This is a genomic window from Syntrophomonas wolfei subsp. wolfei str. Goettingen G311, assembly GCF_000014725.1.
Classification (GTDB): Bacteria; Bacillota; Syntrophomonadia; order Syntrophomonadales; family Syntrophomonadaceae; genus Syntrophomonas; species Syntrophomonas wolfei.
Genome location: NC_008346.1, coordinates 2,798,857 through 2,812,648, shown reverse-complemented (window position 1 = coordinate 2,812,648; position 13,792 = coordinate 2,798,857). Strand labels below are relative to the sequence as shown.

At 44.8% G+C, this 13,792-nt stretch carries 14 protein-coding genes and 1 tRNA gene; 11 read left to right on the top strand and 4 right to left on the bottom strand.

What is annotated here, in order from left to right; genetic code table 11:
• Positions 1-185 precede the first annotated feature (185 nt).
• The 3 genes from SWOL_RS12835 to SWOL_RS12825 all read right to left on the bottom strand — a co-directional run bounded on the left by SWOL_RS12835 (position 186) and on the right by SWOL_RS12825 (position 4,091).
• Complete coding sequence (locus SWOL_RS12835) at positions 186-1,241, bottom strand: ABC transporter ATP-binding protein (protein ID WP_011641849.1); 1,056 nt, start codon at positions 1,239-1,241, stop codon at positions 186-188.
• A complete protein-coding gene (locus tag SWOL_RS12830; protein ID WP_011641848.1) occupies positions 1,217-2,911 on the bottom strand; it encodes an ABC transporter permease in 1,695 nt (564 codons plus the stop codon). Before SWOL_RS12830 ends, SWOL_RS12835 begins: the two co-directional genes overlap by 25 nt.
• Before the next feature lie 109 nt (positions 2,912-3,020).
• Positions 3,021-4,091 carry an ABC transporter substrate-binding protein gene (locus SWOL_RS12825; RefSeq protein WP_207635299.1) on the bottom strand — a complete coding sequence of 357 codons (1,071 nt, stop codon included), beginning with the start codon at positions 4,089-4,091 and terminating at the stop codon, positions 3,021-3,023.
• A 1,072-nt stretch (positions 4,092-5,163) separates the two neighbouring features.
• On the opposite strand from SWOL_RS12825, the gene SWOL_RS12820 reads away from it, so the two are divergent.
• The 10 genes from SWOL_RS12820 (at position 5,164) to murA (ending at position 12,570) form a co-directional block, all read left to right on the top strand.
• Positions 5,164-5,424, top strand: coding sequence for an AbrB/MazE/SpoVT family DNA-binding domain-containing protein (locus tag SWOL_RS12820; RefSeq protein ID WP_011641846.1), 261 nt, complete (start codon positions 5,164-5,166; stop codon positions 5,422-5,424).
• Positions 5,417-5,842, top strand: coding sequence for a type II toxin-antitoxin system VapC family toxin (locus tag SWOL_RS12815; RefSeq protein ID WP_011641845.1), 426 nt, complete (start codon positions 5,417-5,419; stop codon positions 5,840-5,842). The genes SWOL_RS12820 and SWOL_RS12815 overlap by 8 nt, the downstream gene beginning before the upstream one ends.
• Before the next feature lie 9 nt (positions 5,843-5,851).
• Positions 5,852-6,118, top strand: a complete 267-nt coding sequence (locus SWOL_RS14125) for a tyrosine-type recombinase/integrase (RefSeq protein WP_081424865.1) — start codon at positions 5,852-5,854, stop codon at positions 6,116-6,118.
• 10 nt (positions 6,119-6,128) lie between these two features.
• A tRNA-Gly gene (locus SWOL_RS12810) sits at positions 6,129-6,203 on the top strand.
• Between the two features lie 66 nt (positions 6,204-6,269).
• A complete protein-coding gene (scfA, locus tag SWOL_RS14120) occupies positions 6,270-6,413 on the top strand; it encodes a six-cysteine ranthipeptide SCIFF (RefSeq protein ID WP_081424864.1) in 144 nt (47 codons plus the stop codon).
• A gap of 32 nt (positions 6,414-6,445) precedes the next feature.
• Positions 6,446-7,861, top strand: a complete 1,416-nt coding sequence (gene scfB, locus SWOL_RS12805) for a thioether cross-link-forming SCIFF peptide maturase (RefSeq protein WP_155814240.1) — start codon at positions 6,446-6,448, stop codon at positions 7,859-7,861.
• A gap of 211 nt (positions 7,862-8,072) precedes the next feature.
• Positions 8,073-9,413 (top strand): M23 family metallopeptidase, encoded by a 1,341-nt coding sequence (locus SWOL_RS13815; protein WP_011641843.1) that lies wholly within the window; start codon positions 8,073-8,075, stop codon positions 9,411-9,413.
• 61 nt (positions 9,414-9,474) lie between these two features.
• Positions 9,475-10,383 (top strand): thioredoxin-disulfide reductase, encoded by a 909-nt coding sequence (gene trxB / locus SWOL_RS12795; RefSeq protein WP_011641842.1) that lies wholly within the window; start codon positions 9,475-9,477, stop codon positions 10,381-10,383.
• Positions 10,384-10,453: 70 nt separating this feature from the next.
• On the top strand, positions 10,454-11,293 hold the full coding sequence (locus tag SWOL_RS12790; protein ID WP_011641841.1) for a peptidase MA family metallohydrolase: 840 nt from the start codon (positions 10,454-10,456) through the stop codon (positions 11,291-11,293).
• A gap of 17 nt (positions 11,294-11,310) precedes the next feature.
• The gene (gene murA / locus SWOL_RS12785) at positions 11,311-12,570 is read left to right on the top strand and encodes a UDP-N-acetylglucosamine 1-carboxyvinyltransferase (RefSeq protein WP_011641840.1); all 1,260 of its coding nucleotides are present in this window, start codon (positions 11,311-11,313) and stop codon (positions 12,568-12,570) included.
• 99 nt (positions 12,571-12,669) lie between these two features.
• On the opposite strand, the gene SWOL_RS12780 is transcribed toward murA, so the two are convergent.
• Positions 12,670-13,020, bottom strand: a complete 351-nt coding sequence (locus SWOL_RS12780) for an Ig-like domain-containing domain (RefSeq protein WP_081424863.1) — start codon at positions 13,018-13,020, stop codon at positions 12,670-12,672.
• 269 nt (positions 13,021-13,289) lie between these two features.
• Between SWOL_RS12780 and SWOL_RS12775 the strand changes: the two genes are divergently transcribed.
• Positions 13,290-13,769: a 23S rRNA (pseudouridine(1915)-N(3))-methyltransferase RlmH gene (locus SWOL_RS12775; protein ID WP_011641838.1), complete on the top strand. Its 480-nt coding sequence runs from the start codon at positions 13,290-13,292 to the stop codon at positions 13,767-13,769.
• Positions 13,770-13,792: the final 23 nt, after the last annotated feature.

The following is a 13,792-nucleotide window of genomic DNA, read 5'->3' as shown; positions in this document are numbered from 1 at the left end:
ATTAACCGCATCTCATAATTAACACACCCTTTCCCAAGCACAAGCGGGAACGTTCTAGCCCTGCGCATATTTTTAAACTCAACCAGTTTTGTATAAAGAACATAGCCAGAGTAAAGTCATATACTATCCAAAACCTGGAATAAATTCCGGGACAATGAACCTTTCTCCATGTCCCAATCTGCCCCCTAATCCGGGACAATGTGGCCGTCACCAGCTAAATCGATATTAAAACGGATTTTTTCTCCGATTGTGCAATTGATGCCGCTTTTATAGTAATTTCTGATTTCGGCAATGATTTCGTTGCCTGCAAAATCTATGCTTACCCTGGTTACGGAGCCGATCGTTTCATGCCAGATGACAGTCCCTTCGAAATTGCCCTCTGCGCCAACTTCAACATCTTCCGGCCTGAACAGCAGATAGCGCTTTTGCCTGTTATTTGACTCACCACCCGGACAATTATCTCTGGAACTTGCCCACTTTCCGCATTCCAGCAGCTGAATAATTTCATCGTCTTCATTCAATTCCAAAAGGTTGGCCGTTCCCATAAATTCCGCCACAAATCTGTTCCGGGGGTTCAGATAGACTTCACCGGGCAGGCCTATTTGCTGGATAACACCATCTTTCATTACCACAATTCGGTCTGAAATGGACATGGCTTCTTCTTGATCATGGGTAACGTATATACTGGTAATTCTGTATTCCTGTTGAATCTTGCGTATCATTCGCCGCATTGAAACCCGTAAATTCTGATCCAGATTGCTTAACGGCTCATCAAACAGCAGCATGGCAGGCTCAATAACCAGGGCTCGGGCTAAAGCAACTCGTTGTTGCTGCCCCCCGCTTAACTCACTGATTTTTCGTTGATTTAATCCCGGCAGCTCAACTATATCCAGTATTTCTTCAACCTTTTTTTTAATTAGTGATAGTGCGCATTTGTTTATTTTGAGCCCGTAAGCAACATTTTCTGCTACTGTCATATGCGGAAATAAAGCGTAGTTTTGAAAAACCATAGCTGCATTTCTGGCCTGAGGCGGCAGATTGCTTATATCCTTCTCATTGGACAAGATTGACCCCTGATGCAATGGAAGCAGCCCGGCAATTGTTTTCAGCAAAGTTGTTTTGCCACACCCGGAAGGTCCCAGGAGAGCAATCATTTCCCCATCTTCAATAAATAAATTGGCATTATTGACTGCGATTAAATCACCGTATTTCTGAGTTATTTCCTTAAGCTCGATACCCATTGCCGGCCCTCCCTTAAACGTTTGAATATCTCTTCATAATTAAGGAGCAGTTGAAATGCAGCCAGGAAAACAAGTGACAGCAATGAAAGCAATAAGGCCATCATGGCGGCTGCACCGATTTCACTGCTGGTCATTATTTGAAAGATTTGCTGCACCGCTACTTTATTCTTGGGCAATAACAAAAAAACGATTGCCCCCAATGTTGTCATGGTGGAAGTGAAATTTTTCAAAAAGGCGGCATTAAATGCCGGTTTCAGCAGGGGGAACATGATATCGAAAAAGACTCTGCGCTCACTCGCGCCCAGATTAATCGCGGCCAGTTCCAGATTGGGATTTACATGTTCCATCAAAGCGTAGCCTGCTTTCATCCCAATATATATGTAGCGGTAAATACAAATTAAATAAATTATAATGCCGGTACCAAGCAGAATTACCGGTTCAAAGCCGGGTAAAACATATTTGCCGATACCCAGCAGGGGATATCTGAAAGTCACCAGATAACCGATACCCAGCAGTATTCCTGGCGTAGCAGCCGGTAAAGTTACCACCAAATCGAGCTGCCTGGTCAGGGGATAATCCTTCGTTTTTATAATATAAGCCAGCAAAACTCCCAACAAAGAGGAAATAAAACCGACTGTAACCGCCAATTTAACACTATTAACAAATGAAGCCAGGTTTTTGCTTAGAATATTCTCCAAATGCCGCAGGCTAAAGGCATAATTGTAGCCCCAATGTTCGGTAAATGCACCTATAACAATAAATGCATATTGAAAAACCACAAATATAACAAACAGACTGCTTAATCCGATCAGCATGAATTTCACAACCGGTTTCACCTGCTGGTATTCGATCCTTTCAGGAGAAACGTACTGGCTGTAGACCAGATTTTTACCGGAATAATGACGCTGAATAAAAAAAGCGGCAAAACAGGGAATAAAGAGAAAGATGCCGGTAATTGAAGCCATCTGCACATTATACAAGCCGGTAATCTGAATATATAAATCCGAGGCCAGAGTTTGGTAGGCGCCCCCAATAATTATCGGCGTTGCAAAATCCGCCATTGAAGTCAAAAAAACCAGCATGGCTGCTACGGTTATTTCAGGTATCATTAACGGCAAGGTTATAGTCAAAAAAACCTTCTTTTCCGGTGCCCCCAGATTCCTTGCAGCTTCTTCCGGGGAAACATCCGTTTTCCTGATTGCACTGGATATAAGCAAATAAGCCAAAGTAGCCAGTCCGATGGATTGCATGGTTACAATCCCATGGAACCCATAGGGGCTAATCTCCAGGCCCAGGAGTGAATGAGTAATAAGGCCCCTTTTGCCAAATAACATGATAAAGGCCACCGTTCCTACAAAGGGCGGGCTGATCAAGGGCATAAGCACTAATACCTGCATCAGCTTACGGCCCCAGAAATTCACGCGCCATAAAGTAATAGATGCCAGCAGACCGAATGAAGTCGCAATTACCGTTACAAACAAGGCCACCTGCAGGCTATTCTTCATATATTTCCATATCCGTGGTAGTATTTGATTGGACAAATCAGTACCGCTGCCCGATAACAGTCCATAAACAAACACACTTACTATGGGCAATAGTACGAAATAGATGATAGTAAGCGATATCAATATATAAAAAAGCTTGAATATAAAACTTTGCCTGCTTTGCATTATCAAAAATCCTCAATTTACGGCGTTTTTCTAATTCAACCAGATACCAAATAAAAATAAAGAGCCAGAATAACTACGCTACTCTGACTCTTTATCAAAATATTACCGACTATTTACCGGCTGCAGTGACGTATTCAGACCACTTGGCCAGTATAATGTCCCTATTTTCAGCATTTGCTTTAAAATCTGTCGCAAAAAGCTTAATGGTATTGATATCAATAATACCTTCCGGTCGCTCCACATCGGTTCTGGCTACGGCTGCATTTCTTTCTTTAGCAATGGTTTCCATGCCTCTTTTGGAAAGTATCCAGTCAATAAACACTTTAGCCGCATCTTCGTTCTTGGTACCTTTAACAATAGCTACCGGCTGCGGCCACCAACCTGTTCCGTCTGTGGGATATACCAGGGCAACATGAGGATTATTTGCTTCCAGGTCTCTATCTCCATTGCTGGCATTTATCCCTACTATTGCTTCTCCCTGTACCACTAGATTCGCGGGATCACTGCCGCGCGGGGTAAAGAATGGAACCTGGTCAATCAGTTTGTCCAGATATTTCCATCCCCCGTCTTCTCCTTTAACCTCCAGCATGGCGGTAACCACATTATAAGCCGTACCTGAAGAAGCGGGATTGGGCATGGATACTTCACCTTTCAGGCCAGACTGCAGCAAATCATCCCAGGTTTCCGGCATTTTCAAGCCTTTTTGAGCAATCAGATCTTTATTAACTACCCAGTTAACGATAGTAAGGGAGGTACCATGCCAGTATCCATCAGCATCTTTCATGGCAACATCCAGAACTTCTCCGCTGGGAGATTTATAAGGAAGCAAGAGGTCTTTCTGGGCTGCATTGATAAATGTATCCGCGCCACCTGTAAACCACAAATCAGCAATGGAAACACCTGATTTGCCTTCGTTCTCCAATCTCTGCAGAATCTCTCCATTTTGCATCGTAAGATGTTCAACTTTTATACCGGTATCTTCCTGAAAAACATCAACAATTGGTCTTACAATATCGGTTACACCATAAAGATTTAAAGTCGTTCCCTTCATTGACTCATCATAATATTCGGATGACCAATCCTGTCCCACATAAGCAGTCGATTTAACATCACCATTATCTTTATTTGTATCTGTTTTGGCTCCACAACCAGCCAGACTAAATACCAAAACCAATGACAATATCGAACTTACAAATTTTTTCACTGTTAACCCATTCCCCTTTTTTATAAAAAATATTTATATAACCCTATCCTTAATCAAGATGGAGCGCACCACTCCCCCCTATAAGGTTTTAAATCAGTTGCCCGTTTAATTTAGTTTAAATGATTATTTATTATACGCTATCATACAAACGGTTATATTGCAAGATGGTGTTAAAGGGACGTTCCTTAACCCCCAGCCCTTGTCCGTTGGCCAATCCAATAATATGCGCCAATACTTTATCTCCCGGCTTAAGATTGGTAACATTCAATACTTTGCGATAATAGTGTTCTTCCTTATCATATTCCGTTAGGGCGGAAAATTGGGGATTGACAGGACGTTGCGAGGTGCTATCACCCTGCGGGTACTACTGGTGTTCTACCCTGCGGATGTCACTATTAAGGTTGTGACCAGGATGGGAGATTAAATATGAAAGACCAGAGTGCTATGTCATTATGCCTATATCCCCATGCACACAGGGACGGTTGTGTGGCACGAGCACACTTTAGATAGTGTGGTGCTGTACAGAAGATGAGGGAGGGCCCCTACTTGCCGGTGTAGGCTTCAAACCACCTTAAGCTGCTGGTGCAAAGAGCCCTGAGCATTTGACGGTAGGAATATCCTTGCCGAGGCATTACATAAGGAGCTTATTGATGAAAAAACAGGAAATAGATCTGGGATAACATGATTCAAAAGCGAAGATGGTTGCCGGCGACGACTTTTACTGATTATCTGGATATGCTTTAACGTGAATAAGAAATAGCTTTAATCTAACCAGAGGAAGTGATCATTATGGTACGATATAGACAGCCGTTTATAGGCTGTTTTTTTGTGGAGCAAGAAAGGAAGGCGTTATACAGATATGTGAAAAGTAATGAACTGACAGCTACAGCGATAAAAAGGCGTAAATATTTAGTAATAGTACAATAATAACTTAATAAGTACCCCACAATTTATCAATGTATGTCATATAGTAAATATTATTTCATATAATAATATTGTAGCACACATAAGTTAGATGCGATATAATAACATAAAAAGGTAAAAGGGGATGTTAACGGTTATGGGAGCTATAAAGGTAACTCAGAAAGGGCAGGTTGTTATTCCGGCTGAGTTTCGTAAAAAATACGGTATCAAAGCACCTGGCCATGTTTTGCTTGCAGAACGGGAAGGGCACCTCGTAATTATGCCTATGCCGGATGATCCCGTTGCGGGAGCCAGGGGGATGCTGAAGCCGAAACAGCCCCTTGCAGTAAGCTATGCAGCCTTCAAAAAAGAGGAAATGATGCTGGAAGGTGAAGAGAATGAGTAAGAGTTATATCTTCGATTCTTATGCTGTACTGTCTTATCTGCAGGATGAACCTTGCGCAGATGAAATTTTCGCATTATTGCGGCAGGCTCAGGATGAAAAGATCAAGCTTTACATGACCTGGATTAATGTTGGGGAAGTGTATTATCGGGTATGGCGAGAATATGGAAAAATAGAAGCCGAGCGTGTTTTGGATATTCTCTCTGCTTGGCCGCTTGAGATACTTGTTGCCGATTCTGAGTTAACTATAGCGGCCGCTGCTGTTAAGGCGCAAAATAAACTTGCATATGCGGATGCCTTTGCGATAGGAGCTGCCATATTAAAACAAGCTGAACTGGTCACGGGTGACCCTGAAATAAAGATGGCCAGTCAAAAACTAGGTTTCATTTTATACTGGATAGATAACCAAAAAGGATTATAGAGATGAGGGATTCAGCTTGAAGTTGCTACGCTTTTACTTGAAAAAGGCGAAGATGTTAAGACGATTCAGGAATTATTGGGTTATGCTGATCCTGCTACTACACTTAGAATTTATGCCCATGTGATTAATAAAAGGAAGGTAGATTGTGCAGAAAACCTAAATGGAATATCAGTAATGTTCTCCCAACACATAACCCCGACTCCGAAACAAATATGCCCGATAATATCTAAAACTTCTGCCAAAACTTCTGTCAAATTTAATTTCAATAGTGTATAATGACGTTGATGCGGGAGTAGCTCAGTGGTAGAGCACCGGCTTCCCAAGCCGGGTGTCGAGGGTTCGAACCCCTTTTCCCGCTCCAATTATTTAACTCAAGCGATGATTTCTGCTGCCTGATATTTTTTTTACATAGGGGGAGGTTAGAACTATGAAGAAGCATCTGGTGACGGTGGTAAAGCCGGTTTTATTCCGGGATGGGCAGGAAACAAATTGCCGCGAATGTGCTACTTCCTGCCAGTCGGCCTGTAAGACATCTTGTACAGTAGGTAATCAGCATTGTAAGAAACACTAGTCCTGGCAAAAGGGGCAACAGCCCCTTTTTTTATGCCCGGAAACGGGAGATGGCATGGGGGAGGAAAACGCTTGCGGGGTTTGAGGGAATATGATTTTGCGGCGGGTATTCATTTGTACCGCTATAAAGAACAGAATATTCTGTTGGATGTAAACACGGGGGCTATTCACTTGCTGGATGAGCTGGCCTATCACTTGGTGGAAAAACTGGCCGTTCTTCAGGGTGATGGGGAGAGGGCTTTAGCCGAACTGGAAGCGGAGTTTCCGGCAGAAGAGATTGCTGAGGCTGCCCAGGAAATTGAAGATGCCTGGAGAAACGGCAGCCTGTTCAGTGAATTTGCTGTTCCCGTAGTGGAGCTTTCCCGGTTATCCGTTAAAGCTTTATGTCTTAATATGGCTCACTCCTGTAATATGAAGTGCAGCTATTGTTTTGCCAGCCAGGGTAATTTTGGCTTGCGACCAGCATTGATGTCGCTGGAGACGGCCAAAGCAGCCCTGGATTTTTTATTGGAGCAAAGCGGGGAAAGACAAAACCTGGAGGTAGACTTTTTCGGCGGTGAGCCTTTACTGGTTTTTCCGGTTATAAAGGATTTGGTGGCCTATGCCCGGGAAAGGGAACGAAAAACCGGTAAAAGATTTAGTTTTACCCTGACCACCAACTGTCTTTTGCTTGATGAAGAGGTGCAGGAATTTGTCATTGACCATAAAATCGGGGTAATAATGAGCCTGGATGGCCGGAAAGAAACCCACGACCGGCACCGGCTTCTTAATAACGGACAGGGGAGCTATGAGCTGGTTTTACCTAAAATACGAGAAATGCTGGCCAAAGAACCAATCAGCTATTATGTACGGGGTACCTTCACCCGGGATAACCTGGATTTTAGCGAGGATTTGCGCCATATGCTGGAACTGGGTTTTACCTGTGTTTCGCTGGAACCGGCGGTGGGAGCGGACAACCCTCTGGCTATTAGCCGTGACGATTTGCCCCGGGTACTAAAGGAGTACGACCGCCTGACCGATATCTTGCTGGAATACCGGGAATCAGGGCAGAGTATTCATTTTTTCCATTACAACCTGGACCTGCAGAAAGGCCCTTGCCTGGCTAAACGAGTTACCGGTTGCGGTGCAGGAATAGAGTATCTGGTGGTAACCCCGGAAGGGGATCTCTATCCCTGTCATCAATTTGTGGGGGAAGCCCGGTTTTACATGGGTAATGTAGAAAATGGTGAAATAGACTACGCCGTTCGCCGCGTTTTCGAAGAAAACCAGCTGGTTAACAAAGAGTGTCGAAATTGCTGGGCTCGGTATTTCTGTGGAGGTGGCTGCCATGCCGGAGCCTACTTCCAGGGAGATATAAGTAAACCGCATGCAGTTAGCTGTACTATGCATAAAAAAAGAATCGAAGGAGCTATTTATCTAGACCTGCTTAAGCATTTGCCCCCACGATAAATATTTTTAAATATTTCGACATCTTCTCTCGGACAACAAAATCTGCGTAAGATGCAATGGCTGCATACAATATATTGTGGAAGGGAGCCCTGGAAATCAGGCCAGTAAATCCCGCCGGGAGAAAAAAAGGGTAAAAAAGCAGGAATTTCTGGCCGGTTGGTCGAAGCAATAGCAAGATAAAAATGAAAAAATACTAAAATGGAGACTAAAAATGTTGAATTTATTGCAGCAACACCGCCGCTACACGCCCTTGGGACTGATTTTAGGTGGACTTATTTTCCTTTTTGTGATGTCCTCACTGGGAGTACAGATGCCAGCTTATTCAGTCTTTATTGACCAGCAGGAAAAGTTCCAAACCGATGACCCCGAGGCGGTTAATCTGGCGCTACAACGCATAATAGCTCAGGAAAGAAAACGATGCCAGCAGGACATAGACCTGGTTAACCAGGTGGAAATAGAAAAGGTTTTTGCCAAGCGGGAGAATATTATTCCGGCGGAAGAAGTGGAAAAAGAGCTTCGCAAAAACCTGCAATTTGAATCCCTGGCCACCTCCATTGTGGTAGATGGAAAGGCCGTAGCTTCAGTTAAAAGTCGGGAACTGGCGGAAAAAATATTGAACAATTTAAAAAGAGAATATTCCTGGCTGGATGAGGGGGAAGAACTGTTGGAAGTTACCTTTGCGGAAAAGGTAGAATTGCGAGATACCAAAGTGCCTTCCCAGGAGATAATTGAACCCCCACAGGCTTATCAATTGATTAAGATTGGCACTAATAATCCGGAGAAATACCTGGTTAAAGAGGGGGATTCCCTCTGGCTGATAGCCCGGCGCAATGATATGTATGTGAATGATATTGTAGTGGCCAACAACCTGAATTCCGACAAGCTATCTTTGGGACAGGAATTACTGCTGGTTAAAAGCAAGCCCTATATAACGGTAATGACTCAGGTTAAAGGGGAAAGAGTGGAAGCCATTCCTTTCCAGACCAAGGTGGTAGTGGATACCTCAGCCGGTACTTCGGTGCGGGTCAAACAGGAGGGGAAAAATGGGGAGAAACAAGTGGTTTACCAGGCCACCAAGCTCAATGGCGTACTTCAAGAAAAAGATGTAAAAAACGAGAAGATTTTGCGGGAAGCAGTGGATAAGATAATCGTCAAAGGCAACCGAGTAGTGAGAATCGCTTCCCGTTCCGGCTCAGGAAACCTGGAATGGCCTACCTATGGCCCTATTACCCAGTATTATAAAGGAAAAGGCCATACGGGATTAGATATAGGAGCTCGCAGTGGGACCAGTATAAGAGCCGCGGATGCCGGTTATGTCGCTTCGGCCTGCTATCAAGGAGGATATGGTAAATTCATTACCATCAACCACAATAATGGTCTGGTTACTCGTTACGCACATTGTTCCAGTATAGCAGTATCTGAAGGACAGAGTGTTTCCCGGGGAGAAGTGATTGGCACCGTGGGTTCCACCGGCAGGAGTTCCGGTCCCCACCTGCATTTTGAAGTATTGTCCGGCGGGTCTTTTCAAAATCCGTTAAACTACTTGCCTTAAGAAAGGCATGTACCCTGACCGTAAGGGTCGGGGTTTTTATTTTTTAGAGGGGGTAATAGCTATGTATGATGTGGTGATAATTGGCAGCGGCCCCGCCGGTTTAACGGCAGCCATTTATACCAGCCGGGCCAAATTAAAAACCCTGGTATTGGAATCATCGGTCTTTGGCGGCAATGCGGCCTTGATTGATCATATTGATAATTATCCAGGATTTCCCTTTGGCGTAAGTGGGGCAGATTTAATGGAGAACTTTCGGCTTCAGGCGGAAAGATTCGGGGCTGAACTCCGCATGGAGGAAGTTATGGATTTGAAAAATGCGTCTGGAGCAATAAAAACAGTGGTAACAAATATGCAAGAATACCAGACCAAAAGCGTAATCATAGCTATGGGGGCGAAGCGCCGGGAACTGGAGGTAGACGGAGAGAAGGAATACTTGGGGCGCGGCGTTTCTTACTGTGCCACCTGCGATGGAGCTTTTTTTCAAGGGACTACGGTAGCAGTTGTCGGGGGCGGAGACTCGGCAGTAAAAGAAGCACTCTATCTGACCGGAATTGCCTCCAAGGTTTATCTTATTCACCGTAGAGAAGGTTTTAGAGCGAACCAGACTGCCCTGGAGAAAATGATGAATAACGAGAAGATAGAACTCAAATTAAACCGGGTAGTAAAACGGGTAGAAGGTGATGCCCTGATGAAAAGCCTGCTGCTGAAGAACCTAAAAACCGGGGAAGAGGAAAGGCTGGAGGTAGAAGGGCTTTTCGTTAGTATAGGACTGGTAGCGAGAACTGAACTGTTTGGCGGCATGCTGGAGAGCAGGGAGGGGTACATCGTAACCAGTGATAATATGATGAGCTCTATACCCGGAATTTTTGCCGCAGGTGATGTGCGCGCCAAAAAGGAACGGCAGGTGGCAACTGCTGTTGGGGAAGGAGCTTTGGCAGGAATAGCCGTAAGCGAGTATTTGCAGGAATAGAACCCACTATTTGCTTGCCCCTCTGCTATCAAGCCCATAGTATAATGAGGCTCAGAGAGGAGAGGGGGAAATGTGGGGAATAAAGTCGCTTGATGCTGGCAAAGGTCTTATTTTACTTCTCCTGCTGGTCTTGCTGATTACGCTGCTGATGAATAGGTATGGCTATAGCATCATGCGCGTAATGGTAGGACAAGAAGTCAAGTTAAAGACCGCCGGTTTTGAAAAGATGCAAAGCGAACATTTTGATATCAGATATACGGCCCAAGATAGTGTTTATATAGAAATGATTGCTCAGGTATCAGAAGAAGCCTATTCAGCAGTGGTAGAAAGACTTGGACGGGAACCAGACAAGAAAACCATAGTGGTGGTTTATCCTGATACCGCTAGCCTGGCTGGCAGTATTGGCTGGAACCGGAATGAAAGTGCCATGGGAGTATACTGGGCAGGTTCCATCCGTATCCTGTCACCGGGTGAATGGATAAAAGGCGCTGAACTGGAGAAGCAGTTTAAACAGGAAGGACCTATGGTACACGAGTTTACCCACCTGATGGTTGACGAAATTACGAAGGGGAACTATAATCGCTGGTGGACAGAAGGAATTGCCCAGTATTTAGAGAAGAAGATTACAGGCTTTGAGTTTGCTGATCCTTTTGCCCAGGGGAAAGAATTTAAGTATTACGAACTTTTGACCCTGGAGCAAAAATTTGATGAAATTGATCAACAGATTGCTTATTGGGAATCTTTACAGGCAGTACAGTATATAGTTGATATATATGGGGAAGAAAAGCTGTTTATGGTATTGGAGGAGCAAGGAAAAGGGAGCAGGCTGAACACGGCTCTGGAAATTAGCCTGGGAACAAGCTATCAGGAATTTGAGCAAGGATTTTACCAGTACTTGCGAAAGAAATAAGGCGAGAGGTGTAGTTCTTGAAAGACTGTTTAATTATTGAGGGAGGGCATCCCTTGAATGGCCGGGTACGGGTAAGTGGAGCTAAAAATGCCGGGCTGGTATTACTGGTGGCCAGTACCCTGGCCGATGGAGAAACCATACTGGATAACATGCCTCGGATAAGGGATGTTGAAGTGATGGTGCAGATTCTCAACGAGCTTGGGGTTAATGCTCGTTGGAATGAAGATGGAAGTTTATCCATCTGCCCGCCGCCAGCGGGTAGCATGAAGGTAAAAACCTCTTACGAATTGTCGAAAAAATTAAGAGCTTCCAACTTGCTGTTGGGTGCACTACTGGGTCGGGAAAGGGAAGCAGTCATCTCCTTGCCGGGAGGCTGCGATATCGGTTCGCGCCCTATGGATTTGCATATAAAAGGGATTCAAGCCCTGGGAGCAGAAGTGGATATAGAACACGGTTTTATTTATGCCCGCAGCAAAACGCCATCAGGAGCTCGAGTTTACCTGGATTTTCCCAGCGTAGGGGCCACCGAAAACATAATGATGATGGCCTCCCGAACGCCAGGGCAGAGCGTGATCGAGAATGCGGCCAAAGAGCCGGAAATCGTGGACTTGGCTAACTTCCTCAATTCCATGGGGGCTCGGATTCGGGGAGCCGGAACCGATCTGATAAAAGTTGAAGGAGTACCGGAACTCAAGGCTTGCCGTTATGCCATTATTCCCGACCGGATTGAAGCCGGGACTTATATGGTGGGGGCAGCTATTTCCGGGGGAGATGTGCAAGTGGAAAATGTAATTCCTACCCATCTTCATCCTATAGTGGCCAAGCTGCAAGAAACCGGAGCTATTGTAGAAGAGACTGATCAGGGCGTACGGGTAAGAGCAGGCAGGCAGGTCCTGCCAGTAGACATTAAAACCTTACCCTATCCGGGATTCCCTACCGACATGCAGTCCCAGATGATGGCCTTGCTGTCTCTGGCGGAGGGCTCCAGCGTTATAGTGGAAAATGTTTTCGAGAACCGTTTTCAAATTGTGGACGAATTAAAGCGTATGGGAGCAAGTATTCAGGTAGAAGGACATACCGCCGTAGTAAGAGGGGTAAAGACCCTTTTTGGGGCTCGGGTCAAAGCTACTGACCTGCGGGCGGGAGCTGGCCTTATCCTGGGAGCGCTGGCGGCTCGGGGAGAAACCACCATCGAAAATGCCATCCATATTTTTCGGGGTTATGAGAATATTGAAGAAAAGCTCATCCAACTGGGGGCCCGGGTAAAAACAAAATAGAAGGCGAATCAAAGCACTCTTTCGCTTTGTCACGCTAACAAGAAGGGAGGAAAGAAATGCTTTAACATTTCATTCCTCCCTTATGTTTTGGCAAAAAGCTTATTCCTGCACTACCACTGTTGGTGTAACCGCCGCTTTTTTCCCGGTGGTAAAGGAAATTACCACAGATTTACCCAGTTTTTCTCCGGCTTTGGAGGTAAGATCAGCTAGTAATACTATAGTGTATTTGGTATTGGGTGCCAGAGCGTTAACCGGTCTGACATAGATATTCCGGCGCTTGCTAAAATCCAGGGTATCGGGAATCCTCCTTACCCTAATAGCAATTCTTTCACTTCCTTTAAACATTCTTATTTGTTTGCGATTATTACTCCAAACCAGGTCGTTCACTACATTCTTATCAAAAACCAGTTTAATTTCTTTAAGGCGGGTAGAAAACATTACGCGCCCCATTGGCCGGCACTGAAGAAACAAAGTTCAATGGTTTTTGCCCAGGTACAGCCATTAATATTCCCCCTTCTGGTGAACATATTACCAATGCTGGTTTATACTATGGGAAATGACCAGAAAGTGTTCAGTAAAGAGAGCAGGAAATATATGTTTATACAACCATTAGATGATATAGTGCAGAGCAGGAGGGGCAATCTAGAGTGAAAAATTGAGTTGAATAGATTTATTAACCCAGAAAACAGTTGAAAGCAAGCTTTGAGGAGGAAGGCTATTTGAAATACCGCATTATTTCCGTGGGAAGGATTCGTGAATCCTTTTATTTGGAGGGAGTTAGAGAATACTTGAAAAGGCTGGGACCTTACACCAGCATTGAGCTTATCGATGGGTTGGAAGAAAAGATAGGCCCCCGGGCCGGAGAAAAAGAGATTCAAGCCATCCTGCAAAAAGAGGCAGAAAAAATCAGAAGATGGCTCGATAAAGATGAAATCCTGGTGGTGCTGGACCTGGAAGGACAAGTTCGTAGTTCGGAAGAAATGGCCCGGCAACTGGAGAAATGGAATGCTTCCGGGAAAAGTCGGGTCACTTTCCTGCTGGGTGCTGCCCACGGCCTGGCCAACGAAATAAAGCAACAAGCCCAGGAAACCATCTCTCTTTCCCGCCTGACCTTTCCTCATCAAATGGCAGTGCTAATCCTCGCTGAGCAAATCTACCGGGGCTTCAAGATTTTAAAGGGTGAACCGTATCACAGATAGTATAAGGGATGGTTGTAGACTAG

What these genes read in the sequence shown, in the direction of transcription:
- scfA (WP_081424864.1), top strand. Translation starts at nt 6,270, where the DNA reads ATGAAGAAGCATCTGGTGACGGTGGTAAAGCCGGTTTTATTCCGGGAT.
- SWOL_RS12830 (WP_011641848.1), bottom strand. Translation starts at nt 2,911, where the DNA reads ATGCAAAGCAGGCAAAGTTTTATATTCAAGCTTTTTTATATATTGATA.
- SWOL_RS12780 (WP_081424863.1), bottom strand. Translation starts at nt 13,020, where the DNA reads ATGGGGCGCGTAATGTTTTCTACCCGCCTTAAAGAAATTAAACTGGTT.
- SWOL_RS13815 (WP_011641843.1), top strand. Translation starts at nt 8,073, where the DNA reads ATGTTGAATTTATTGCAGCAACACCGCCGCTACACGCCCTTGGGACTG.
- scfB (WP_155814240.1), top strand. Translation starts at nt 6,446, where the DNA reads ATGCCCGGAAACGGGAGATGGCATGGGGGAGGAAAACGCTTGCGGGGT.
- SWOL_RS12835 (WP_011641849.1), bottom strand. Translation starts at nt 1,241, where the DNA reads ATGGGTATCGAGCTTAAGGAAATAACTCAGAAATACGGTGATTTAATC.
- SWOL_RS12790 (WP_011641841.1), top strand. Translation starts at nt 10,454, where the DNA reads ATGTGGGGAATAAAGTCGCTTGATGCTGGCAAAGGTCTTATTTTACTT.
- SWOL_RS12820 (WP_011641846.1), top strand. Translation starts at nt 5,164, where the DNA reads ATGTTAACGGTTATGGGAGCTATAAAGGTAACTCAGAAAGGGCAGGTT.
- trxB (WP_011641842.1), top strand. Translation starts at nt 9,475, where the DNA reads ATGTATGATGTGGTGATAATTGGCAGCGGCCCCGCCGGTTTAACGGCA.
- SWOL_RS12815 (WP_011641845.1), top strand. Translation starts at nt 5,417, where the DNA reads ATGAGTAAGAGTTATATCTTCGATTCTTATGCTGTACTGTCTTATCTG.